This window comes from Polaromonas sp. AER18D-145, assembly GCF_002379095.1.
Taxonomy (GTDB): domain Bacteria; phylum Pseudomonadota; class Gammaproteobacteria; order Burkholderiales; family Burkholderiaceae_C; genus Polaromonas.
Genome location: NZ_NBZV01000001.1, coordinates 277,100 through 299,304, shown reverse-complemented (window position 1 = coordinate 299,304; position 22,205 = coordinate 277,100). Strand labels below are relative to the sequence as shown.

At 66.7% G+C, this 22,205-nt stretch carries 21 protein-coding genes; 4 read left to right on the top strand and 17 right to left on the bottom strand.

All coding sequences use genetic code 11. From position 1 onward, the window contains the following. Positions 1 to 956 (top strand): succinylglutamate desuccinylase/aspartoacylase family protein (locus B7G52_RS01465; protein ID WP_096695683.1); only part of this gene is annotated, 956 nt, incomplete at its 5' end. A 197-nt stretch (positions 957 to 1,153) separates the two neighbouring features. On the opposite strand, the gene B7G52_RS01460 is transcribed toward B7G52_RS01465, so the two are convergent. From B7G52_RS01460 to msrA, 17 genes are all read right to left on the bottom strand, one after another. Continuing rightward, the gene (locus B7G52_RS01460) at positions 1,154 to 2,020 is read right to left on the bottom strand and encodes an oxaloacetate decarboxylase (RefSeq protein ID WP_096695636.1); all 867 of its coding nucleotides are present in this window, start codon (positions 2,018 to 2,020) and stop codon (positions 1,154 to 1,156) included. After that, complete coding sequence (locus tag B7G52_RS01455) at positions 2,017 to 3,411, bottom strand: FAD-dependent oxidoreductase (RefSeq protein ID WP_096695635.1); 1,395 nt, start codon at positions 3,409 to 3,411, stop codon at positions 2,017 to 2,019. The genes B7G52_RS01460 and B7G52_RS01455 overlap by 4 nt, the downstream gene beginning before the upstream one ends. A gap of 73 nt (positions 3,412 to 3,484) precedes the next feature. After that, on the bottom strand, positions 3,485 to 4,087 hold the full coding sequence (locus B7G52_RS01450) for a cysteine hydrolase family protein (protein ID WP_096695634.1): 603 nt from the start codon (positions 4,085 to 4,087) through the stop codon (positions 3,485 to 3,487). Positions 4,088 to 4,094: 7 nt separating this feature from the next. Beyond that, positions 4,095 to 6,146 (bottom strand): hydantoinase/oxoprolinase family protein, encoded by a 2,052-nt coding sequence (locus B7G52_RS01445; RefSeq protein ID WP_096695633.1) that lies wholly within the window; start codon positions 6,144 to 6,146, stop codon positions 4,095 to 4,097. Next, positions 6,143 to 7,873: a hydantoinase B/oxoprolinase family protein gene (locus B7G52_RS01440; protein WP_096695632.1), complete on the bottom strand. Its 1,731-nt coding sequence runs from the start codon at positions 7,871 to 7,873 to the stop codon at positions 6,143 to 6,145. The genes B7G52_RS01445 and B7G52_RS01440 overlap by 4 nt, the downstream gene beginning before the upstream one ends. Before the next feature lie 4 nt (positions 7,874 to 7,877). Next, positions 7,878 to 8,849: a tripartite tricarboxylate transporter substrate binding protein gene (locus B7G52_RS01435; RefSeq protein WP_096695631.1), complete on the bottom strand. Its 972-nt coding sequence runs from the start codon at positions 8,847 to 8,849 to the stop codon at positions 7,878 to 7,880. A 25-nt stretch (positions 8,850 to 8,874) separates the two neighbouring features. Beyond that, positions 8,875 to 10,224 carry an MmgE/PrpD family protein gene (locus tag B7G52_RS01430; RefSeq protein WP_240523275.1) on the bottom strand — a complete coding sequence of 450 codons (1,350 nt, stop codon included), beginning with the start codon at positions 10,222 to 10,224 and terminating at the stop codon, positions 8,875 to 8,877. After that, entirely contained in the window at positions 10,217 to 10,729 is a 513-nt protein-coding gene (locus B7G52_RS01425) for a 3-isopropylmalate dehydratase (protein ID WP_096695630.1), read from the bottom strand. Before B7G52_RS01425 ends, B7G52_RS01430 begins: the two co-directional genes overlap by 8 nt. Further along, positions 10,726 to 12,012 (bottom strand): 3-isopropylmalate dehydratase large subunit, encoded by a 1,287-nt coding sequence (locus tag B7G52_RS01420; RefSeq protein ID WP_096695629.1) that lies wholly within the window; start codon positions 12,010 to 12,012, stop codon positions 10,726 to 10,728. The genes B7G52_RS01425 and B7G52_RS01420 overlap by 4 nt, the downstream gene beginning before the upstream one ends. Continuing rightward, positions 12,009 to 12,956 (bottom strand): tripartite tricarboxylate transporter substrate binding protein, encoded by a 948-nt coding sequence (locus B7G52_RS01415; protein WP_096695679.1) that lies wholly within the window; start codon positions 12,954 to 12,956, stop codon positions 12,009 to 12,011. The genes B7G52_RS01420 and B7G52_RS01415 overlap by 4 nt, the downstream gene beginning before the upstream one ends. Positions 12,957 to 12,975: 19 nt before the next feature. Next, positions 12,976 to 13,686 carry an ABC transporter ATP-binding protein gene (locus B7G52_RS01410; protein ID WP_096695628.1) on the bottom strand — a complete coding sequence of 237 codons (711 nt, stop codon included), beginning with the start codon at positions 13,684 to 13,686 and terminating at the stop codon, positions 12,976 to 12,978. After that, a complete protein-coding gene (locus B7G52_RS01405; RefSeq protein WP_096695627.1) occupies positions 13,683 to 14,456 on the bottom strand; it encodes an ABC transporter ATP-binding protein in 774 nt (257 codons plus the stop codon). The genes B7G52_RS01410 and B7G52_RS01405 overlap by 4 nt, the downstream gene beginning before the upstream one ends. Next, a complete protein-coding gene (locus tag B7G52_RS01400; RefSeq protein ID WP_170954652.1) occupies positions 14,449 to 15,441 on the bottom strand; it encodes a branched-chain amino acid ABC transporter permease in 993 nt (330 codons plus the stop codon). The genes B7G52_RS01405 and B7G52_RS01400 overlap by 8 nt, the downstream gene beginning before the upstream one ends. Then, positions 15,438 to 16,310 (bottom strand): branched-chain amino acid ABC transporter permease, encoded by an 873-nt coding sequence (locus B7G52_RS01395; RefSeq protein ID WP_096695625.1) that lies wholly within the window; start codon positions 16,308 to 16,310, stop codon positions 15,438 to 15,440. Before B7G52_RS01395 ends, B7G52_RS01400 begins: the two co-directional genes overlap by 4 nt. Before the next feature lie 91 nt (positions 16,311 to 16,401). After that, a complete protein-coding gene (locus tag B7G52_RS01390) occupies positions 16,402 to 17,604 on the bottom strand; it encodes an ABC transporter substrate-binding protein (RefSeq protein WP_096663758.1) in 1,203 nt (400 codons plus the stop codon). Positions 17,605 to 17,623: 19 nt separating this feature from the next. After that, positions 17,624 to 18,421: a GntR family transcriptional regulator gene (locus B7G52_RS01385; protein ID WP_170954651.1), complete on the bottom strand. Its 798-nt coding sequence runs from the start codon at positions 18,419 to 18,421 to the stop codon at positions 17,624 to 17,626. A gap of 238 nt (positions 18,422 to 18,659) precedes the next feature. Then, positions 18,660 to 19,220 (bottom strand): peptide-methionine (S)-S-oxide reductase MsrA, encoded by a 561-nt coding sequence (gene msrA, locus B7G52_RS01380; RefSeq protein WP_096695624.1) that lies wholly within the window; start codon positions 19,218 to 19,220, stop codon positions 18,660 to 18,662. 222 nt (positions 19,221 to 19,442) lie between these two features. Between msrA and B7G52_RS01375 the strand changes: the two genes are divergently transcribed. From B7G52_RS01375 to B7G52_RS01365, 3 genes are all read left to right on the top strand, one after another. Beyond that, the gene (locus B7G52_RS01375; protein WP_240523274.1) at positions 19,443 to 20,213 is read left to right on the top strand and encodes a YdcF family protein; all 771 of its coding nucleotides are present in this window, start codon (positions 19,443 to 19,445) and stop codon (positions 20,211 to 20,213) included. Positions 20,214 to 20,325: 112 nt separating this feature from the next. Next, positions 20,326 to 21,012, top strand: a complete 687-nt coding sequence (locus B7G52_RS01370; protein WP_096695623.1) for a TetR/AcrR family transcriptional regulator — start codon at positions 20,326 to 20,328, stop codon at positions 21,010 to 21,012. Continuing rightward, positions 21,009 to 22,205 carry an efflux RND transporter periplasmic adaptor subunit gene (locus tag B7G52_RS01365; RefSeq protein WP_096695622.1) on the top strand — a complete coding sequence of 399 codons (1,197 nt, stop codon included), beginning with the start codon at positions 21,009 to 21,011 and terminating at the stop codon, positions 22,203 to 22,205. The genes B7G52_RS01370 and B7G52_RS01365 overlap by 4 nt, the downstream gene beginning before the upstream one ends.

The window sequence follows — 22,205 nt, the reverse complement described above, 5'->3', positions numbered from 1 at the left end:
CCACCCACCTCCCCACTCACAGCTTCCATGGCCTCGCCCCCGGCCCGAAGTTGCTGGTGCTGGGCGCCGTCCACGGCGATGAAGTCTGCGGCGCCAAGGCCATCACGCAACTGCTGCAGGACATCGACAACGGGCAGCTCAGCATCGAACGCGGCACGGTCACCTTTGTGCCCGTCACCAACCCGCTGGCTTACCAGCTCAAGCAGCGCACCGGCGACCGCAACCTGAACCGCAACATGGCGCCGAGTGCGATTCCGCAGGATTTTGAAGACCGCATTGCCAATGTGCTGTGCCCGCTGCTGGATACGCACGATGTGTTGCTGGACCTGCATTCCTTCCACACCGGCGGTGCACCGTTTGTGATGATCGGCCCGCAGAACAACAGCGGCACGCTGGAACCTTTCAGCCAGGCCGAAGCAGAAATGCAACTGGCCCTGTGCACCGGCGCGGCGCGCATTGTCGAAGGCTGGCTGGACACTTATGCACGTGGCGTTCAGCGCCGTGCGGCAGCACCGGTACCTGCAGGCTCGGCCCGCGCCCAGACGCTGGTGACCAACCCCAACTACGGCGTGGGCACGACGGAGTACATGCGTTCACGCGGCGGCTACGGCGTGACGCTGGAGTGCGGACAACACGACGACCCGCAGGGCGTGCAGGTGGCGCGCCACGCGATTTTGCAAACGCTGGCGCTGCTGGGCATGGCATCCGTGCCGCTGGCGCCGGTGCCGGCCGAGCGCGAAATCCTGCGCCTGGTCGATGTGACGGACCGCGAACACGCGGGCGACAAGTTCAGCCGCGAGTGGCGCAGTTTTGACGCGGTGAAAGCCGGCGAGCTGATCGGCATGCGCCACAGCGGCGTGGAAGTGAAGGCGCCGCACGACGGCTTTGTGGTGTTTCCCAACCCGCGCGCCGAGCCGGGGCAGGAGTGGTTTTACATGGCGCGGCATCGGGGCTGATTTCAGACAAAAAAGGCATCTAGCCTAACAAACACGGGCGATGACAGCTACCAAATCAGGAGCATTTTCTCGACCCAAGCCTGGTACGGTTCTCCGGTGCTGGGCGCCATAAAAGCATGGATCCCGGATCGAGTCCGGGATGACAGCCATTGGAGGGGATGGCAGCCCAGAATCCGCCGCAGGAGCCACGCGGCTTGCTACTCGTAGCGCTTGCCGTCCGCCATCAGCTCGTCCGTGCCTATGACCTGATTGAGCCCCTCAAAATCCAGCATCTGCTTCTGCCACGGCGCGGTGGTCTGGTGCTGGTGCAGGCTCGCGTAGTAGCCCTGCAGCGTGTGGGTCACGGCGCGCACGGTGCCGCCCGGGAAAATGACGATGCGGAAACCGCGCGCGCCGAGTTCGGTGGCGCTTTGCACCGGAGTCTTGCCGCCTTCGACCATGTTGGCCAGCATGGGAATGCGCTGGGCAAAGCGCGCGCAGGCCGTGTCCATCTGCTCGGGCGTGCGCAGGGCCTCGATGAACAGGGCATCGACGCCGCACTCAAAATATCGCTCGGCGCGCTCCAGCGCGGCGTCCAGGCCCTCGACCGCGATCGCGTCGGTGCGTGCCAGGATCAGCGTGTCCGCACTGGCGCGGGCATCGAGCGCGGCCTTGAGCTTGCCGACCATCTCCTGCACCGGCACCACGGCCTTGCCGTCCAGGTGGCCGCAACGTTTGGGAAAGGTCTGGTCTTCGAGCTGGATCATGGCCGCGCCGGCGCGCTCGAAGCCCCGGACGGTGCGCATGACATTGAGCGCGTTGCCAAAGCCGGTGTCGGCGTCGACGATGACCGGCAGGTTGACTCGCTCAGTGATGCGGGCCAGCGTATCGGCCACCTCGGTGAAGGTCGTCAAGCCCACGTCGGAGCGGCCCAGGCGCGTGTAGGCGATCGACGCGCCTGACAAATAGAGCGCCTCGAAGCCGGCCTGCTCGGCCACCAGCGCGCTGAGCGCGTCGTAGACGCCAGGGGCCAGCACGGCCTGGGCTTGCGCCAGGCGCTGCTTCAATGAAAGGCTTGGGTTCATGGCTTGGTTTCCAGTAGCGTGGCCGCGCTGCGCGCGGCGATGTAGCCGCCCGCGATGGCGCTGAGCAGGCCGTTGCCCGAGAGGTAACCCCAGACCGCGTTGCCCGAGACACCGCGCGCGGCGCCCCCGGCGGCCAGCAGGTTGGTGAAAGGGCTGGCGTCTTCGTGCAACACGTGGCACTGGGCGTCGATGTCGAGCCCGCCCTGGGTGTGAAACAGTGCGCCTGTCACCTTGACGGCGTAGAAAGGTGCTTGCAGCGCGCGCTTGAAGACGCGGCCGTCGGGCGCCGCGGCGCCAGGTGCCACAGCCGCCAGCGTGGCGTACAAGGCGCCGGCATCGCAGCCGATCAGCGCGGCCAGCGCCGCCTCGTTATCGCAGCGCCTGAGCGCACCGGCGGCCTCGGCCTCGCGAAAATCGGGAAAGCTGCGCGCGAACGTGAGCAAGGCCTCGTCGAACACATTCCAGGCCACGCTGCCGGGCTGCGCCAACACCTGCACGGCGGCTTCCGAATAACCGCCGGTTTCGTCGTGAAAACGCCGGCCCAGCGTATTGATCTGCACCGCGCCCTCCATCATCAGCGCCCACGAGACCAGCGCGCCCTGCGGCACGGCCCAGGAGCCGTGGCCCTGGTAGCCACCGAGGTCGGCCAGGCGCGCGCCCAGCGCGCGGCCCCAGGTGATGGCGCTGCCGTCGTTGCCGGTGTGGCCGGCAAAAGTGGCGTCCTTCATCTCGGGCAAAAGCTGCTGCACCATGGCCGCGTTGCCGCCAAAGCCGTTGCAGGCCAGGATCAATGCGTCGCAGGACAGCTGCTCCAGCGTGCCGTCAGGCCGCTCGTAAGCGACACCCAAAACTTCATCGCGGTCATTGAGCCAGAGCTCGCGCACCAGCGCGCGGGTCACGATGGGCACGTCTGCCGTTTCAGCGGCCTGCTGCAGGCGCGCCATCAGGCCGGCGCCGGTTTTTTCGGGCACGGCGTGCATGCGGTGCCGGCTGTGGCCGGGGTAGAGAAAATCATCGAGCAGCACAAAGTCCAGCCCGTGCCGGGCCTGCAAGGCGTCGATCGCCGGGCCGATCGCCTCGGCATAAGCCGTGGCCAGCTGCGGGGCCGCCGTGCCATGGGCCTTGGCCTGGATGTCGGCCGCAAAACGCTGCGGGCTGTCGTCAATGTTTTTGGACTTCTGCACGCGCGTGTTGGGTGCTGGCACAAAGCCCGAGGACAGCGCGGTCGAGCCGCTGGGCACGGCGTCGCGCTCGAGCACCACGCAATCGACGCCGGCATCACGCAACATCAGCGCCGCCGTCAAACCGCAAGCGCCTGCGCCCACAATGGCGACCGGCACATGGACCGGTGCGTCCATGCGCCCGGCGCGGTGGCTCACGGGTGCACTCATGTCAGTACCGCCCGTCCGCCCCATCCTTCGACAAGCTCAGGACGAACGGAAAACAGAGAGCGTGGCGGCAATGTCATGTCAGGGAGGCGATGAACTCGTCACAGCGCATGACCTGCGCGATCGTGCCCATGTCGGCCAGCGCCGTCGCATGGACTTCGGGCTTGAAGGCCGCGCAGCCGTCGCCCAGCACGATGGTGTGGTACTCGCGCATGTGGGCATCACGCACCGTGCTGGCCACGCCACCGTTGGTGACGATGCCGCAGACGGCCACGGTATCAATGCCTGCATGGCGCAGCACCCAGTCGAGCTGGGTGTTGAAAAACGCCGAGTAGGCGACCTTGCAGACCGAGACATCGATCAGTGGCTGCAGTTCGGCCACGTTGGCCTGGCCCGCGCTGCCGGGCGCGAAGTCGCCGCGGCGCAGAAACGGGCGCAGGGCCAGCAGATGCGGCGAGACCATGGGCTCGCCCTGGGCATCGGGCCAGAGAGTGAACTGGCTGGCCGCCACCAGGCCGCCGCCGGCCTTGAGCGCGCGCGCCACGCCGGCCACGCGCTGCGGCAAGGCCAGCGCAGGCGCGCTCACGGCGCCGCCGCGCGCATACGCGCCGGTGGGCGCGAGGAAATCGTTTTGCAGATCGACGATGATCAGCGCGATTTTTTTCGGTGAAGTCTTCATCGTGGTGTCAGGATGGTTTGACCAGCAGGTTGCCAAAGCTGTCGACCGTCGCGTGAAAGCCAGGCTCCAGCCAGACCGTGGTGTCGGGCTGCTCGAGAATGGCCGGACCATCGATGCGCACACCCACCGGCAAGTCGAGGCGCGGGTAACGCACCGCCGCCCACCAGCGCCCGGCGTGGAACACTTGCTGTTCGCCGCTAGGCTGCGTCGAGCCGGCGCCCGTGGGGGCCAGCACCGCGAGGTCGAACTTGGGCCGCACGCCGATGCGGGCATAGCGCAGGTTCATCACACGGATCGCAATGCCGCCCAGCACGCGGCCAAACGCCGCGAGGTAAGCCGCTTCAAACGCGGTTTGAATCACCGCCAGCGTGATCAGCTCCGCCTGCGTCACCGGCAAGGGCACTTGCACCGTGTGAGTCTGGCCCGCATACAGCATGTCCAGCGCAATGACTTCCTGCACCTCGGAGAAACGCACGCCGGCCGAGTCCAGCCGTTGCTGGCAGGCCGCCGCGACGGTGGTGATGCGCTGGCGCAGGTCGGCGATGTCGAGCTCGGCCAGGCCCTTGTTCAGGGTCTGCACCGCATCGTGCCGCATGTCGGCCATCACGCAGCCCAGCGCCGAAGTAACGCCGGGGTAACGCGGAACGATGCCGGTGGTCACGCCGACTTCGCGCATCATGGCGCACACATGCAGCGCGCCACCGCCGCCAAACGGCATGTAGGCAAAGTTGCGCGGATCGTGCCCGCGCTCGATGGACACCACGCGGATCGCGCCGGCCATCTTGGCGTTGGCCACCGTCAAAATCGCTTCGGCCGCAGCCATCACGTCCAGCCCCAGGGGCTGCGCCACGTGTTGCTCGATCGCGGCGCGCGCCTTGCCGGCGTCCATGGCCGCGAGCAGACCGCCACCCAGCGGACGGTCGGCGGCAATCCGGCCCAGCAGCACGTTGGCGTCGGTCACCGTCGGGCGCGTGTTGCCGCGGCCGTAGCAGGCCGGGCCCGGGTTGCTGCCGGCCGACTCGGGGCCGATCTGCAGCATGCCGCTGGCATCGACCGACGCAATCGAGCCGCCGCCCGCGCCTATGGTCTCGATCTGGATCATGGGCGAGCGCACCACCATGCCGAAGTCGATGGAGGTCTGCGCCGACAGCGCCGCTTCACCCTTGGCGACCAGCGACACGTCGAACGAGGTGCCCCCCATGTCGCCGGTGATGGCATTGGGGAAACCGGCCGAGCGGGCAATCGCCGCGCAGGCAATCACACCAGCCGCCGGGCCAGAGAGCGCGGTGCGCACCGGCACATCGCAGGCGGTCTGGCGCGACATCACGCCGCCATTGCTCTGCACAATCAGCAGCTCGCCGGCAAAGCCCTGGCCGCGCAGGTCGGACTCCAGGCGCGTCAGGTAGCTGCCGACCACCGGCTGCAGCGCGGCGTTGAGCGTGGCCGTGGAGCAGCGTTCGAACTCCCGGATTTCCGGCAGCACTTCGCTGGCGGCGGTCACATGGGCGTTGGGCCAGAGCTCGCGCACGGCGGCGACGGCGGCGCGTTCATTGGCCGGGTTGGCGTAGGTGTTGATGAAGAAGACGCAGACCGCCTCGCAGCCCGCGGCCAGCAGGGCTTGCGCCTGGGCGCGAACCTGGTCCAGATCCACGGCGGTGTGGATGCTGCCGTCGGCCAGCACGCGTTCATCGACCTCGAGCCGCAGGTCGCGCGGCACGATGGGCTCGAAGCTGCCGCGCAGCCCCCAGGTCTGGGGCCGGTCGCGCCGGCGCATCTCGAGTACATCGCGAAAGCCGCGCGTGGTGATGATGCCGGTGCGCGCCACCTTGCGCTCGAGCAGCGCATTGGTGCCCACCGTCGTGCCATGCACGATGGTGGCAATGCTGGCCGCGGAATCGGCCACACGCGCCACGCCGTTCATGAAACCGCGCGCTTCCTCGCCGCGTGTTGAAGGCACTTTGACAATGCGCGCGCTGCCGCTGGCTTCATCCAATACAAACAAATCGGTGAAGGTGCCACCGACATCGACGCCGACAACCAGGCCGCCTGGCGTGCTCATACGCCCTCCTTCTTCGCGGCGCCTGCCGTCACGTAACCTAGCGCCAGATCGCGTTCACGCGAACTCTGCAAGCGATCCGCAGGTGCGCCGTAACCGCCGCCACCCGGCGTCTGCAAGCGCACGCGTTCGCCTTTTTTCAGCTTGATGCCGACCATCTTCGAGACCATCGGGGGTGTTTTCCATTCATTGTTGTTCTCGTAGCTGAAGACATTGACCGCAGCCTCGCCGCCGCCTGCAATGCCCTTGGGCGCGGACTTGCCGCGTTCGCCGAAGATGAAGACCTCGGCGGCCTGCTCCAGCAGTTCGATTTCGTAATTCGCGCCGAGTCCGCCGCGGTACTGCCCGTCGCCGCCGGAGTCGGCGCGCAGCGACCACTCGGTGAAACGCACCGGATAGGCCGCTTCCAGAATTTCGAGCGGCGGAATCGTGGCGGTGGAGATCGGTGCATTGCCGTGGCTCAGGCCGTCGCCGCCCGAATGGCCACCGTGGCCGCCGCCGAAGAAGCTGAACATCACCCAGCGCTGGCCCTTGCGGGCAGCGTCCGTGCGGTGCCCGGCGATCGACAGCGCGTTGATGGTGCCGTAGGCCTGGGCCACGGCGCGTGTCGGATCAGCCTGCGCCGCCGCGCTGAAGATCACATCAATCATGCGCAAGATGGTCTCGGTGTAGCCACCCACGGGCCGGGGCCGCGCCGCGCTGATCACCAGCCCGTCGGGCAGTACGAAGTCGACCGCGTCGAGCACGCCGGCATTTGCCGGCACGTCGGGAAACAGGTGTTTGAGCGCGACATAGCAGGCGGCAATCGCCGTGGCGCGCGAGATGTTGACCGGACCGGCGCACTGCGGCGAAGTGCGCGAAAAATCGAGCGTCATGCGCTCACCCTGCACCGTCATGTCCAGCGCAATCGTCAGCGACTCATCCTTGACACCGTCGTTGTCCAGGATGTCGCTGAAGGAATAGCGGCCATCGGGCAGCGAGGCGATGTGCGAACGCATCAGCCGGACGGCGCGTGCGCGCAGCTCCCCCATGGCCTGCAGCACCAGCGCGTCGCCATACTCGTCGAGCAGGCCGTGCAGGCGGCGCACGCCCAACTCGAGCGCTGCGAGCTGGCCGTTGAGGTCACCCCAGAGGCTGTCGGGCAAGCGGGTGTTGGCCTGCAGGATGGCCAGCACATCGGCGTCGAGCGCGCCGGCACGCACGATGCGCACCGGGGGGATCTGCACCGCCTCCTGCCAGCATTCGGTGGCGGCCGGGTTGTAGTTGCCGGGCACCGCGCCGCCCACGTCGTGCCAGTGCGCGGCCGAGGCCAGGTAACAGAACAGCTTGCCGCCGCGGAAAAAAGGTCGCACCAGCTTGAAGTCGTTGGCATGGGTGCCGCCCTCGTAAGGGTCGTTGAACAGCCAGGTGTCACCGTCGGCCATGCCGGCGGCCGGATCGCCGGGCGCGCTGCGCTCGCGCGCTACCCGGGCTGCCGCGCGCACGGCAAAGGCCATGGCGCCGACAAAAACCGGCAGACCCGACTTGCCCTGCACCAGCGTGTCGCCCGAGCGGGCGTCATACAGGCCGTGGCAAGCATCGTGGGCCTCGGCAATGATCGGATTGAAAGCGCTGCGGTACAGCGTAGCGTCCATCTCGTCGGCGATCTGCTCTAGCCGGCCCTTGAGGACGGCCAGCGTAACGGGGTCCATCGCGGCGGGTGCCGCGGGGTTCTTGCTTGGTTCGTTCATTTTTTCAGTCCACCTTGGCGCCGCTGGTCTTGACCACCTGCGCCCATTTGTCGATCTCGCGCTTCACATGCGCGGCGAATTCGGTCTGGGTCGAGCCGACCGGCTCGGCGCCCAGCGCGGTGAGTTTTTCACGCACGTCGGGCAGGCGCAGGATGCGCTGCACCTCGGTCGAGAGCTGGTTCACGATCGCCGCTGGCGTGCCCTTGGGCGCGAACAGGCCGGACCAGGCGTCGGCATAAAAGCCCGGGTAGGTTTCGGCAATCGTCGGCAGATCGGGCAGCGCCGGCGCGCGATGCAGGCTGGTCAGCGCGATCGCGCGCAGCTTGCCGGCCTTCACATGTTGCAGCGCGGACGGCAAGCCATCGACCATGACCTGCACCTGACCGGCCAGCAGGTCGGTCACCGCTGGTGCACTGCCCTTGTAAGGCACATGGGTGATGTCGATGCCGGCGGCGGACTTGAGCAACTCCATGCCCAGGTGCGCGGCCGTGCCGTTGCCGAGCGAGGCGTAGTTGAGCTTGCCGGGCTCGCGCTTGGCCAGGGCCACGAGTTCGGCCAGCGTGCGGGCCGGCACGGATGGATGGACCACGACCACGTTGGGCACCACGGCAACCTGGCTGATCGCGACGAAATCGGCGACCGGGTCATAAGGCATCTTGCTGTATAGCGAGATGTTGATCGCGTGCGAACCGGTCACACCCATGACCAGCGTGTAACCGTCGGGCGCGGACTTCGCGACGATGTCAGAGCCGACGTTTCCGCCGGCGCCGGCGCGGTTGTCGATGACCACGGGCTGGCCCCATTTTTCGCTCATTTTGGTGGCGACCAGGCGCGCTGCCGCATCGGTGGCACCGCCCGGCGGGAAGGGCACCACGATGCGTATGCTCCGGCTCGGATAGTTGTCGGCCTGCGCCGCTGCGGCAAAGGAAAGGCAGGCGCAGAGCGCAACAGTCAGAAGTTTGATTGGGTTCATCATGGGTTCTCGGTTGAGTGAAAGGTCTTCAGTGCGCGGCTTCGTCGTGCAGCAGGGTCCAGAGCGAACGCAGGGGGCTGTCGCGTTCGGTCGCGGCAAGCGCGGCGACGAAGCATTCGCAGCGCGCCGCCGGCACGCTGGCACCGGCATAACGCATGAACTTGGCCGCGACCTGTTCCGGGCCCAGCGGCTGGTCCGGGTCGCCGTCTATGGTCGCCACCGTGCGCTCTATGTCCAGGCCAGCGGCACGCAGCTCCAGCGTGGCGCCGCGCTGCCCGCTGCGCGTGAGGTCCTCGTCGACGCGCAGCTCGACCAGTGCCTCGAGGCGCCGCAGCTCCACATCGTTGAAGCTGTCCGCGTCGTAGCTCGCGGGCTCTATGTCACCGAAGCGCAGCATCGCCGCGATGCCGAAGGACAGGCTGAACTGCGCCTGGATAGGCGTGCGCGGCGCGCGGTTGCCGCAATAGGTGACGGCTTCCTGGTAAACCGTCAGCACGATTTTTTCGATGCGCTGCGTGTCGCCATCGAGCGCCTCGCGCGCGGCGCGCGCCGCCATCGCGCCGTAATGCACATGGCGCACGGCCGCAAACGGCTTGAGGTAGGCGTCGAGGATCAGGTCTTGCGCGGGAGCAGGTGCGGTGTCCGCTGGCGCAGAAAAATTCTGCGCATAAAAATGCAGCGCGTCGGCCGGCCCGTCTATGCCGGCCTGCGCCGCGAAGGCGGCTTCCAGACCGAGCGCGGCGCTGTGGCCGAGGTAGGTGTTGCGCGCGTTGCAGCCCGCGCGCACCGGCAGGTAGAGGCTGGTCGGCAACTGGCAGGCCGCGATGTCTATCGCATGGACGATGCCGGCGCCGTCGAGCCCGAGAAGGTGCGCCACCGCCGCTGCCACACCGAGCGCCGGCCAGTTGCCGTCGACATGCATGCCGGGACGTATGCGCAGCCAGGCGCCGGCGCGCGCGCCGACCTCGTAGCCGAGCACCAGCGCGTCCGTGAAACGGCCGACACTGTCGCCACGGGCCAGCGCCAGCGGCAGCAGCGCCGCGATCACCGGCACGCCGGGGCGGCCATGCGCCAGCGCGTGGCCTTCGCAGGCCTCATGCCAGGTCGCGGCCATCGCGAACACCTGCGTGGCGGCGCCCAGCGTCAAGGGCGGGCCGCCCGGCAGGAAAAAGCGCCCTGGCTCCCGCGCCGATGACTGGCGCTCGAGCGCCTGCACCTCGGCCGCCGCGCGACCCGCGAGCGCGCAGCCCAGCGTATCAAGAAAGATCCGCCTGGCCTGCGCCGCGACCGGTGCCGCTGCCGGCCGGCTCGCGCGCAGCGAGATCGCGCGCTGCAGCGCCTCGCGCTGCCCGGTGTGCCCCATGTTGTCCTCAGCCACGGGTTGACTCCTTCGCCAGACGGCGCTTGAGCTGATTGAGCAGGCCCCCGGCCTCGACCATCTCGAGCAGGAAGTCGGGGATGGGCTCGCAAGCCAGATGCTCGCCCTGCGCGGACACGAGCTCGCCGCGGCGCGCGTCGAAGCTGATCGCTTCGCCGTCAGCGATGCGCTCGGCCTGCGCGCAGGTCAACAGCAGCAGGCCGACATTGAAGGCGTTGCGGAAATACAGGCCGCTGAACGACGGGGCAATCACTGCCGCCACACCGAGTTTGACCAGCACGGCGGCCGCCTGCTCACGCGAGGAGCCGATGCCGAAGTTGGGCCCGGCCACGATCACATCGCCCGGCCGCACCTGGCTGGCGAATTCGGGACGCACGGATTCCAGGCAATAGGTGGCGATCTTGTCGATGCCGTGTTTCATGGCATGGCCGGGGGCGAGCACATCGGTGTCGATCTCGGCACCGAGTTTCCAGACACGGTGCGAGGTTGCGGATGGCGTCGTCATGCCAGCACCTCGCGCGGATCGGTGATCACGCCGCGCAAGGCCGAGGCGGCAACGGTGTAGGGCGAGGCCAGGTAGACCTGCGCGGTCGCCGAGCCCATGCGGCCCTTGAAGTTGCGCGCCGTGCTCGAGATCACCGTGGTGTTGTCACCGATGGTCTCGCCATAACCGGCGCAGGCGCCGCAGGCGGTGGGAAACAGCTCGGCGCCGGCATCGAGCAGCACCTGCAGCACGCCCTCTTCCCGCGCGGCGTTCTGGTCCTTCTGGCTGGCCGGCGCCACCATCAGACGCACGCCGGTCGCCACGCGCTGGCCGCGCAGCACTTCCGCGGCGGCGCGCAAGTCGTCGAGTTTGGCGCCGGTGCAGGCGCCGATGTAGGCCACGTCCACCGGGGTGCCGCTGTAGCGGCTCACCACATCGGCATTGGCCGGGCTGTGCGGCGCGGCTACAAAGGGCGCCAGCGCGCCGGCATCGAATTCGTGACGCGTCATGGCGGCGCCTTCGTCGCTCTGCCAGCGGCCCGGGTCGCCAAGCTCGCTGGCCGGCGCACCGGCGGCCTGCAGCCACGCTGCGGTGACCTCGTCGGGCGCAATCAGGCCGACCTGCGCGCCGAGTTCGGCGCTCATGTTGGACAGCGTCATGCGCTCCTGCATGGCCAGCGCCTTGACGGCGGGGCCGGCAAACTCCACCGCCTGGTACTGCCCGCCGTTCATGCCGAAGCGGCCAATCATGTGCAGCATCATGTCCTTGGCGGTCACGCCTTTTTGCAGGCGGCCGCGCCAGTGCATCTGCAGGGTCTGCGGCACGCGCAGCCAGATCTCGCCGGTCACCACCACGCCCAGCATCTCGGTGCTGCCGATGCCGAACATGTAGGCGCCAAACGCCCCGCCGGTGGGCGAATGCGAATCGCCGCCGACACAGAACATGCCGGGCCGGATGTGGCCGTGCTGGGCCACCACCACATGGCAGATGCCCTGGCTGTCGTAAACATGGGGCAGGTCCTGCTCACGCGCCCAGTCGCGCGCAATGCGCACGATCTTGCGCGACTCGTCGTCACGCTCCGGCACGTAATGGTCCATCACCAGCACCACACGCGACTTGTCCCAGATCTGCGCGCCGAGTTCTTCCAGCATGGGCTTGAGCCGGCGCGGACCGGACGAGTCGTGGAACATCGCCAGATCGACCTTGCAGGTCACGATGTCGCCGGGCGAGACCGACGAACGGCCGGCCGCCCGGGCAATCAGCTTTTGGGCGAGGGTCTGCGGCGCAGGCGCTGGCGTGTTCATTCCGGTTTGGCTCCTGAAAACTTCACCACCCTGGCCCAGCGCTGGATTTCGCCCTGCACGAACTTCGAAAATTCTTCCGGTGAATTGCCGACAGCCTGCGCGCCTTCGGCATCGAGCCGGCGGCGCACCTCGGGCGCGGCAATCGCCTGCCGCGCGGCATCGCTGATGCGTTTGGACAGCTCGGGGGCCATGCGCGCAGGGCCGAACAGGCCGAACCAGGCGCTCGACTCGTAACCGGGCAGCACCTCGGCAATGGCGGGCACGTCCGGGAAGGAAGGGAGGCGTTTGGCGCTGGTCACGCCCAGCGCCTTGAGCTTGCCGGCCTTGACCTGCGCCTGGGCGTTGCCGATCGCGGCAAACATCAGCTCGACCTGACCGGCGATCACGTCCTGGATCGCCGGCGCCGTACCACGGTAGGGAATGTTCACGATGAAAGCGCCCGACTGCATCTTGAACAGATCGCCCGCCAGATGCAGCGAAGAGCCCACCGCACCAATGGCGAAGTTGAGCTGCCCCGGTTTGGCCTTGGCCAGTGCAATCAGCTCACGCACGTCTTTGGCCGGCACCGAGGGATGGGCCACCAGCACCGAGGGCGAGGTCGCCACGCAGGTCAGCGGCGTGAAGTCGCGGATCGGGTCAAACGGCAGTGAGGGGTACAGCGAGGCATTGATGGCGTGGCTGGTGAAACTCATCAACAGCGTGTTGCCATCGGGCGCGGCCTTGGCCACGGCCTCGGCCGCGATATTGCCGCCGGCGCCGGGTCGGTTTTCAACAATCACAGTTTTACCGAGCAGGCGCCCCAGTTCGGTGGCCATCGTGCGGGCCAGCGTGTCGGTGGAGCCACCGGCCGGCGCGCCGACCAGGATGCGGGTGGGCAGGGCTTGCGCAGACACTCCGGCCGCCAGCAGGGCAGCAGATGAAAGCAAAATTTCACGACGTTTCATGATCAAACTCCATCAGGGATCAAAGGCCCAGGTAGGCACGGCGCAACTCGTCGCTGCCGAGCAGGTCCGCCGGTTGGCCGGAAAACCGGATGCCGCCGTTTTCCATGACATAGGCCCGGTCGGCAATCTCCAGCGACTGGCCGACGTTCTGCTCCACCAGCAGCACCGCCAGGCCGTCCTCACGCAGCTTGCGGATCAGGCCGAACATCTCGTCCACCAGCAGCGGCGACAGGCCCAGTGACGGTTCGTCAAGGATCAAGAGGCGCGGTTCGGCCATCAGGCCACGGCCGATCGCCAGCATCTGCTGCTCGCCGCCGCTCATGGTGCCGGCCAGCTGCGGCAGGCGCTCCCTGAGGCGCGGGAAAATGCCGAAGACCTTGTCGAGGTTGGTGGCGCGGCGCTCACGCGCACGCGTGAAGGAGCCGAGCTCGAGGTTTTCCAGCACGGTGAGGTTGGGGAACACCTTGCGCCCTTCCGGCACCTGGATCAGGCCGGCTTTCACCACATCGCGGTAATGCGCGCGGCTCAGGTCCTGGCCGTCGAACAACACGCTGCCGGCCCAGGCCGGGTAGATGCCGCAGATCACGTTGTTCAGCGTGGACTTGCCGGCGCCGTTGCTGCCCAGCAGCGCCACGGTTTCGCCGGCCTGGACCGTCAGGTCCACGCCGCGCAGCACTTCCACCTGGCCGTAACCACCGCGCAAGCCGCGGATTTCCAATAACGCGCTCATGACGAGGCCCCTCCCGTTGCCGCCAGGGCGCCGGCACGCAGGCGCGCTGCCGTGCCATGGCCCAGATAGGCTTCGACCACCTTTTCGTCGGCGGTGACCACCGCCGGCGTGCCCTGCGCAATCAGCTGGCCCTGGGCCAGCACCCAGACATGTTCTGCCAGGTTCATGACGGCCTGCATCACATGCTCGATCATGAGCACGGTGACGCCGCTTTGCGCAATACCACGCACCACGGGAATCATCTCGGCGATTTCCTGCGGGTTCAGGCCGGCCAGCACCTCGTCGAGCAGCAGCAGGCGCGGCCGCGTGGCGAGCGCCCGCGCGAGCTCAAGCCGCTTGCGGCCGGCCACCGTCAGGTCGGACGCGGGCTTGTCGAGCAGGGCCGTCAAACCGACGCGGGCGGCGACCTCTTCGGCCTGGCTCAGCGCGCTGCGCCTGTCCTTGAGATGCAGGTGCGCACCGACAGCGATGTTCTCGCGCACGGTCTGCGTGGCAAACGGCTGCACGATCTGGAAGGTGCGCGTCATGCCCTGGCGCGCATTGAGGTGCGGCGCGCGGCCGGTGATGTCCTGGCCGTCGAACAGCACGCTGCCGCTGTCGGGTTTCAGAAAGCCGGACATCAGCGCAAACAGCGTGGTCTTGCCCGCACCGTTGGGGCCGATCAGGGCCGTCAGGCTGCCCCGCGGAACGTCCAGGCTCACGTTCTGCACGGCCTGCAGCCCGCCAAAGGATCGGGACAGGCCCTGGATGGAGAGCAGGGAATCAGCCACCGCGGCCTCCTTTCTTGTGTCCGCGCCCGCGCCACAGCGACCTGGCCGTCGCGCCGAGTCCGCCTATGCCACGCGGCATGAACATCACGATCGCCACCAGCACCACGCCATAAATCACCATGTTGATGCCGGGCAGCTCGCCGAACAGGTTGCGCGTGATGTCGGCCAGCACATGCAGCACCAGCGCGCCCAGCACCGGGCCCCAGAGCGTGCCCAGGCCACCGACGATGGCGGCGACCAGCGCCTCCACCGAGGTGTGGGCGCCGTAGGCAATGCCGGGATCGATGTACTGGAACACCTGCAGATAAAAAGCGCCTCCCGCCCCCATGAAGCCACCCGACAGCGCAATCGCGCCGAGCTTGATGCCGAAGGGGCTGACGCCAATCGCGCGCGCCGCGTCCTCGTTGTCGCGCACCGCCTGCAGGTAGGCACCAAAGCGCGAGTTCTTGAGCCACCAGCTCACCAGCAGCGCGGCCGCAACAAAACCGAGCACGACGTAGATATAGCCCTTGCGCGAGCCGAACTGCATGTTGACAAAGGACTCCTGCAGCGGCAGCATCAGGCCCACGCCGGCGCCGGTGAAGGGCACGGACAGGGCCAGAATGCGGAACACCTCGGCAAAGGCCAGCGTCACCAGCGCAAAATACGAGCCCTTGAGGCCATAGCGAAACGACAGCGCGCCGACAAAAACACCAACACCGGCGCTGCCGGCCACTGCCAGGCCCAGGGCCATCCAGGCATTGAGCCCGCCCTGCAGCTGGGCGATGGCCTGGATGTAGGCGCCGGTGCCGAAGAACAGCGCGTGGCCAAACGAGAACTGCCCGCCAAAGCCGCCCAGGATGTTCCAGGCCTGGGCCAGCAGGGCCGCATACAGCGCCATCATCACGAAGTTCAGGATCACGCCGGAATCGGTCACCAGCGGAATGCTGGCGACCAGCGCAACAAACAGCACAATGCCGGTCAGGTCTTTCATGCCGCTTGTCATGCCTTGGCTCCAAACAGGCCCTGCGGGCGAAACAGCAGCACCGCAATGAAGATGGCAAAAATGCCTATCTGTCCGAGCGACTCACCGAGGTACAAACCGCCCAGCGACTCGACCACGCCGATCAGCAGGCCGCCGAGCAAGGCACCGCCAAAGCTGCCCATGCCGCCGAGCACCACGATGGTGAAGGACACGAGCACAAAGCCGCTGCCCACCTGCGGGTTCACGTAGTAGGCCGGCAAGAGGAAACAGGCGGCAGCGCCCAGGCAGGCCAGGCCGATGCCGAAACTCATGGCATAGACATGGTCGACGTCGATGCCCATGAGCTTGGCACCGTGTTTTTCCTTGGCGACCGCGCGGATGGCACGGCCCAGATCGGTCTTGCCGACAATCCACAGCAGCAGGCCGGACACCGCGAGCGCGCCGGCGAAGGCCACTAGCTTGGGCAGCGCGATCATGGCCGGGCCGATGGCCACGGTGGTCAGCGTGTAGGCCGTGTCTATCGTGCGCGTGTCGGACTTGAAGAACAGCAGGGCCGCGTTCTCCAGGATGATGGACAGGCCCAGCGTCACGAGCAGGATGTTTTCGTCCTTGCCATGGCTGGCGCGGTTGATGATCAGGCGCTGCAGGGCATAACCGAGCACAAACATGCCGGGCACCACCAGCGGCAGCGCCAGGTAGGGATCTATGCCCAGATGCTGCTTGAGCATGTAGACGGCATACAGCGCGATCATCAGGGCCGCCCCGTGGGCAAAATTGATGATGTGCAGCACACCGTAGATCAGGGTCAGGCCCAGCGCGATCAGCGCGTAGACCGCGCCCGTGGTCACGCCGTTGAGCAGGGAGGGGAAAAGGATGCTGAGGTCAAACATGGGTCACACAGGAAAGTGGCACAGCCGCGGGCGCCGGGCCTGGCCAGGCGCATGAAGGCGCTGGCGCAGGCTCGGTGCGAACGGTGCTTTTTCAGGCCCGCAGCGGGAACAGGGGATCGGCTTCGCGGTAGTCGCGCGGGATGATGACCTTGATGTCGTTCTTCAGGACCTGCGTCATCAGCGGCTGGGCGCCCATGTTCTGTCCGTTGACGAATTTGGTCGCACCGTAGGGCATGATGTGGTCGGAGAAAGTGCTGTTCTGCAGCGCGTTGATGATGGCTGCGCGGTCGGCTGACTTGGCCTTGTCGATGGCATCGGCCAGCAGGCGCATCGAGGTGTAGGTCATGAACACCTCGTAGCTGAAGAACAGGCCCTGAGCCTCGACCCGCTTCTTGAGTTCGGCCGAGCGCTTGTCCTTGGGGTTGAACCAGTGGTTGCAGTCGATGATGCCGTTGGCCGCGTCCGGAAACTCCTTGACGAACTTGTAGCTCGAAGCCGCGCCGCCCAGCACCGAATAAATCGCCTTTGGGCTGACTTTTTGCTGCTGCATGGTGCGCACCAGCAGGGCGTACTCGTTGTAGTAGTTGGCCGGGATCACGATGTCGGGGTTGACCGCCTTCATGCGCAGCACGATGTTGTTGAAGTCGCGCGTCGGGTTCGCGTGCTTGATCACTTCCTTGACCTCGTAGCCGTAGCCGGGCAGCTCGCGCGCCAGCAGGTTGGCCGTGCCGGTGCCGAACAGCGACTCTTCGTGAACAATCATCACGGTCTTCGCCGGCTTGCCGGCGGCGGTGTTGAGCACATGCAGGTTGGCCACGGCGGTCTCGGCGCACTTGCGGTAGCCGGGGCCGAAGCGGAAGGTGTTCTTCAGGCCGCGCTCGACGATCTGGTCGGCCACGCCGACATCGACCACGTGCGGCAGGTTGTATTTGGCGGCCGCCTGGGTGGTGGCCAGGCAGATCGCCGAGGCAAAGGCGCCGACAACGGCAGACACGCCCGCTTCATTCATCTTTTCGACCTCGGCCACACCGGCCTGCGGCTGGGACTGCGCGTCACCGAGCAGCGCCTCGAGCTTGGCGCCGCCCATGGACTTGATGCCGCCCGCCTTGTTGATGTCCTCAATCGCCATCAGCGCGCCGAGGCGGCACTGCTGGCCCGAATAAGCCAGCGCGCCGGTGACGGGGTGCAGCACACCGACCTTGATGGTCTTGGGCTGCGCGCCCCCGACCAGGGGAAACGCCAGAGCCGAAGCGGCCGCGGCAGACTGGGACATGAAATGGCGACGGGTACTCATGGCATTCTCCTGAAGTGGATTAATGGAACTTGGCGGACAACTCTTTGCTGACCCACACCTTGGCATCGATGCTGCCAACGCGCGACAACTGCATTTCATACTCGTACCTGTCCGGGCGGTACAAACCATGCAGCCATTGAATCGGACGGTCCTGGTCGTCGTAGACCAGGCGGCGAACGGCCAGCAGGGCCGAGCCAACCGCGACGTCCAGATGTTGGGCCACCATGACATCGGCCAGCCGCGCGGAAATGGTCTGGTGGGCACGGCCGACCTTGACTCCGGACTCTTCGAGCAGCACGAGAATCGGTTTTCTGGCCAGCTCGCGCCGCCCGAACTTGCGGGCGATGTCCGCCGGCACATACGTCGTGATGTGGGACACCGGGCCTTCCCTTGTACTGCGCACCCGGATCGCTTTCTGCACCGGGTCGCCCGGCTTGAGTTGCAAGGCAGTGGCGACGCTGGCGGACGCGGTGACAAGCTCCACCTCCAGCACGTTGACCGAGGTTTTCAGCCCCATGCTGACCAGGTTTTCCAGCAGGCCGGTGAGCTGGGCCCGCTGCTGCCCCGCCTGGCCGCGCGGTGCGGCCGGCGAGGCGCCAAGGTCCAGGGCCCGCGTGCCACGACCCGGCTCGCGGGCGATCAAGCCCTCGGACGCCAGCTGCTCCAGCGCCCGACGCACCGTGACGCGCGCCACGCCGAACTGCTGCATCAGCGCCAACTCGCCGGGAAATCCGTCGGCAAACCGGCCTTCATGCAACTGCTCGCGGAGCACCAGATAAATCTGGTGGTACTTCGTCATGGGCAATGCGGGTGACATGGGCCGATAGTAGGAACAGTCCTATTGTTCTGTCAATAGGACATTTGCACCGTCAAGCAAACCAAGGGTTTCCCCGCACCACGCAGCATTGATTCGCACCAGATGCGGGCGCCATGCACCAGAACTGGCATCAAAACAGGCATCAGAACCGGCGCCGGTCCGGCCTCAGCCATGCAGCGCCTGGTGCTTTGCGCCAGAGCCAAGCGCGCGACGACCTCGGGCCGCCCGGCGGCCACCCTCAGCTTTTGGCGTATTCCGAAAACGTCTTGCGGAATTTGGCGACCTTGGGCCCGGCCACCGCCATGCAGTAGCCCTGGTTGGGGTTTTTCTCGAAGAAGTCCTGGTGGTACGCCTCGGCCGGCCAGTAGTTGGCCACCGGCAGCACCTCGGTGACCACCGGCTTGCCGAACAGCTTGTCGCGGTTCAGCGCGCTGACCATGTCCTCGGCGACCTGCTTCTGCTGGGGCGTCGAGTAATAGATGCCGCTGCGGTATTGCGTGCCGCTGTCGTTGCCCTGGCGGTTCAGCGTGGTCGGGTCGTGGATCACGAAGAAAATTTCAAGAATGGCCCGCAGGCTGATCTGTGCCGGGTCATAGACCAGCTTGACGACCTCGTTGTGGCCGGTGGTGCCGGTGCACACCTGTTCGTAGCTGGGCTGGCTGACATGGCCGTTGCTGTAGCCCGACTCGACGTCCACGATGCCGCGCACCTGCACAAACACCGCTTCGGTGCACCAGAAGCAGCCGCCGCCCAGCGTGATGGTCTGCAGGCTGGTGCCGTTCGATGGGTCTGGGGTCATGGGTGATCATCCTTGTTTGGTTACGATGGGCGGTTCTGGCTTGTTTGTGCGGGCTTGACCGAATGGTATTGAATTCAGGCGTTGATCATCCGGCAAACCGGAAAACCCTTTAGCCGTCCTGCCCCCGACCCCGGCCCCCTGTTTCCTGAAGTTGATGAACCCAATTGGCCTCCAGCCCTTTCTGTACCTACGCAAGCAGCTATTTATTTGAGAGCATTTTGAATGATGTCACTGGGTGAACTCAAGCCGATTCTCGCCACGCTGGTGCTGCCGCCCGCGGCGCCCCTGCTGCTGGCCCTGCTGGGCCTGCTGCTGTCCATTCGCAAAAAGGTGCCTGGCCTGCTGCTGGCCTTTGCCGGCGTGGCCCTGCTCTGGTTCCTGAGCTGTCATGCGGTCGCCGTGTGGCTGGCGCAGACCATCCTGCAGCAGCATGCGCCGGTGACGGCGGCCGCGCTGAAAAGCAGCGGTGTGCAGGCCATTGTGGTGCTGGGCGGCGGCGTGCATCCGGTGGCGCCGGAGTATGGCCAGGCGCAGTCCTCCCCCGCCGCGGCCATGCGCCTGCGCTACGGCGCCTGGCTGGCGCGCCAGACCGGCCTGCCGGTGGCGTTTGCCGGCGGCATGGGTTGGGGCGCGGCCGACGCACAAGTCCTTTCGGAAGGCGAAGTCGCACGCCGCATGGCCGAGCAGGACTATGGCCTGAAGCTGCGCTGGGTCGACGACCGCTCGCGCGACACGGCCGAAAACGCCAGCCTGCTCAGGCCGCTGCTGCATAAGGACGGCGTGCAGCGGATCGCGCTGGTCACCCATGCCTGGCACATGCCGCGTTCGGTGCTGGCGTTCGAGCGCGCCGGCTTCACGGTGACCGCTGCGCCCATGGGTTTCATGCTGCCCAGCCGCAACGGTGTGCTGGAATGGCTGCCATCGTCCGATGGGCTGGATGCTTCGCGGCTGGTGCTCAAGGAGTGGCTGGCCCTGCGCATTGCCCGGCCTTGATCTGCCGCAAGCTTTACCGAACCTTCACCTGCCTGAGCCCGGATAAAGTGGGCGGGTCCCTTGACGGACCGGGAGCAAGGCACTACATTACTAACCAGTCAGTCAGTAACTCATGTCCATCTCCAAATTCCTCAGCGATACCACCGCCACGCTCTCGGCCAAACGCGAGCGGCGCAAGGAAGCGCGCCCCGGCGAACTGCTGGACGCCGCGCTCGACCTGTTTGTCGAAAAAGGTTTTGCCGCGACCCGCGCCGAAGAAGTGGCCGCCCGCGCCGGCGTTTCCAAGGGCACGCTGTTCCTGTATTTCCAGAGCAAGGAAGAACTGCTCAAGGCCGTGGTGCGTGAAAACATCTCGGGCCGCTTCAAGGAGTGGAACGACGAGTTCGAACGTTTTGAAGGCACCACCGCCGAGATGCTGGCCTACTGCATGACGGTGTGGTGGGAGCGCGTGGGCGCCACCCGGGCCTCAGGCATCACCAAACTCATGATGAGCGAAGCCGGCAATTTTCCGGAAATCACCGCTTTCTATCAACAGGAAGTCATCCTGCCCGGCCAGGCGCTGTTTCGCCGCATCATGCAGCGCGGCATCGACCGCGGCGAATTCCGGCCGATGGACCTCGACTACGCCATCTACAGCGTGATTGCGCCCATGATTTTCCTGATTCTGGCCAAACATTCCGCGGGCACCTGCGCAGACCCCAGCCTGCCGGGCAACGCCACGAAATACATCGCCACCCAGGTCGACACCATCCTCCACGGGATCTGCGTGGTGCCCGTCACTGCCAAGGCAAAAAAATGAAACCCTGGATCAAATGGGCCATCGCCCTCGTCCTGTTGCTGCTGCTAGCCACGGCCGTGTGGGGCACGCTGTCGGCACGCAAAAAGCAGCAGCAGGCGCTGGCCGACACCACGGCGGCCAAGGCGCAAACCGTGGTCGAACTGGCCGCCACCGACGTGTTCCAGGCCAAAACCGTGGAGATCAGCCAGGGCCTGCCGGTGTCGGGTTCGCTCAAGGCCGTCAACTCGGCCTTCGTCAAGACGCGGGTGGCCGGCGAACTGCAGGGCCTGACGGTGCGGGAAGGCGACACCGTCAAGGCCGGGCAGGTGCTGGCACGCATCGACGCCAGCGAGTACCAGTCGCGCATGCGGCAGGCGCAGGAGCAGGCCGATTCGGCCAAAGCACAAATCGACATCGTGCAGCGGCAGTACGACAACAACCAGGCCCTGGTCAACCAGGGTTTCATTTCCAAAACGGCGCTCGACGCCTCGCTGGCCAACCTCAACGCGGCCAAAGCCAACCACCGGGCCGCCCTCGCCGCGGCCGAGGTGGCCAGAAAATCGCTGGACGACACGGTACTGCGCGCGCCCCTGTCGGGCCAGGTCGCGCAGCGCCTGGCCCAGCCCGGTGAACGCCTCGGGGTGGACGTGCGGGTGCTGGAAATTGTCGACCTGAGCCGGCTTGAAATGGAAGCCAGCCTGAGCGCGGCCGATGCGCTGACGGTGCGCCCCGGCCAGAGCGCCGTGCTGCAGATAGAAGGCAGCGCGCAAACCGTCAAGGCGACGGTGGCACGCATCAACCCCAGCGCCCAGGGCGGCAGCCGCAGCGTGCTGGTGTACCTGGGCATCGACAACACGGCCACACCCCTGGGTCTGCGCCAGGGCCTGTTTGCACAGGGCACGCTGGGCACGACGCGCATGCAGGCCCTGGCCGTGCCGCTGAGCGCCGTGCGCACCGACAAACCCGCGCCTTATGTGCAGGTGGTGGACAACAACCAGGTCGTGCACAAGCCGGTGGAGATGGGCCTGCGCGGCAGCAGTGCCACAGACGCGGGCCAGGGCACCCTGGTGGCCGTCAAGGGGCTGGCGGAAAACGCGGTGGCCATTTCCGGCGCCGTGGGTGCCTTGCGCGAGGGCACGGCCGTGAAGTTCACGCAGGCGCCCGCCTGGGCCCAGGCCCCTTCCGCGCCCGCAGCAGCCAAAACCGCGCCCTAA

Bases quoted from the DNA above. Each gene is read 5' to 3' on its own strand.
- msrA (WP_096695624.1), bottom strand. From the start codon at position 19,220: ATGACCCCAGACCCATCGAACGGCACCAGCCTGCAGACCATCACGCTG.
- B7G52_RS01395 (WP_096695625.1), bottom strand. From the start codon at position 16,310: ATGTTTGACCTCAGCATCCTTTTCCCCTCCCTGCTCAACGGCGTGACC.
- B7G52_RS01385 (WP_170954651.1), bottom strand. From the start codon at position 18,421: ATGTCACCCGCATTGCCCATGACGAAGTACCACCAGATTTATCTGGTG.
- B7G52_RS01445 (WP_096695633.1), bottom strand. From the start codon at position 6,146: ATGAGCACGCCAGGCGGCCTGGTTGTCGGCGTCGATGTCGGTGGCACC.
- B7G52_RS01365 (WP_096695622.1), top strand. From the start codon at position 21,009: ATGAAACCCTGGATCAAATGGGCCATCGCCCTCGTCCTGTTGCTGCTG.
- B7G52_RS01455 (WP_096695635.1), bottom strand. From the start codon at position 3,411: ATGAGTGCACCCGTGAGCCACCGCGCCGGGCGCATGGACGCACCGGTC.
- B7G52_RS01425 (WP_096695630.1), bottom strand. From the start codon at position 10,729: ATGACGACGCCATCCGCAACCTCGCACCGTGTCTGGAAACTCGGTGCC.
- B7G52_RS01400 (WP_170954652.1), bottom strand. From the start codon at position 15,441: ATGACAAGCGGCATGAAAGACCTGACCGGCATTGTGCTGTTTGTTGCG.
- B7G52_RS01450 (WP_096695634.1), bottom strand. From the start codon at position 4,087: ATGAAGACTTCACCGAAAAAAATCGCGCTGATCATCGTCGATCTGCAA.
- B7G52_RS01460 (WP_096695636.1), bottom strand. From the start codon at position 2,020: ATGAACCCAAGCCTTTCATTGAAGCAGCGCCTGGCGCAAGCCCAGGCC.
- B7G52_RS01415 (WP_096695679.1), bottom strand. From the start codon at position 12,956: ATGAAACGTCGTGAAATTTTGCTTTCATCTGCTGCCCTGCTGGCGGCC.
- B7G52_RS01420 (WP_096695629.1), bottom strand. From the start codon at position 12,012: ATGAACACGCCAGCGCCTGCGCCGCAGACCCTCGCCCAAAAGCTGATT.
- B7G52_RS01370 (WP_096695623.1), top strand. From the start codon at position 20,326: ATGTCCATCTCCAAATTCCTCAGCGATACCACCGCCACGCTCTCGGCC.
- B7G52_RS01410 (WP_096695628.1), bottom strand. From the start codon at position 13,686: ATGAGCGCGTTATTGGAAATCCGCGGCTTGCGCGGTGGTTACGGCCAG.
- B7G52_RS01435 (WP_096695631.1), bottom strand. From the start codon at position 8,849: ATGATGAACCCAATCAAACTTCTGACTGTTGCGCTCTGCGCCTGCCTT.
- B7G52_RS01440 (WP_096695632.1), bottom strand. From the start codon at position 7,873: ATGAACGAACCAAGCAAGAACCCCGCGGCACCCGCCGCGATGGACCCC.
- B7G52_RS01390 (WP_096663758.1), bottom strand. From the start codon at position 17,604: ATGAGTACCCGTCGCCATTTCATGTCCCAGTCTGCCGCGGCCGCTTCG.
- B7G52_RS01375 (WP_240523274.1), top strand. From the start codon at position 19,443: ATGATGTCACTGGGTGAACTCAAGCCGATTCTCGCCACGCTGGTGCTG.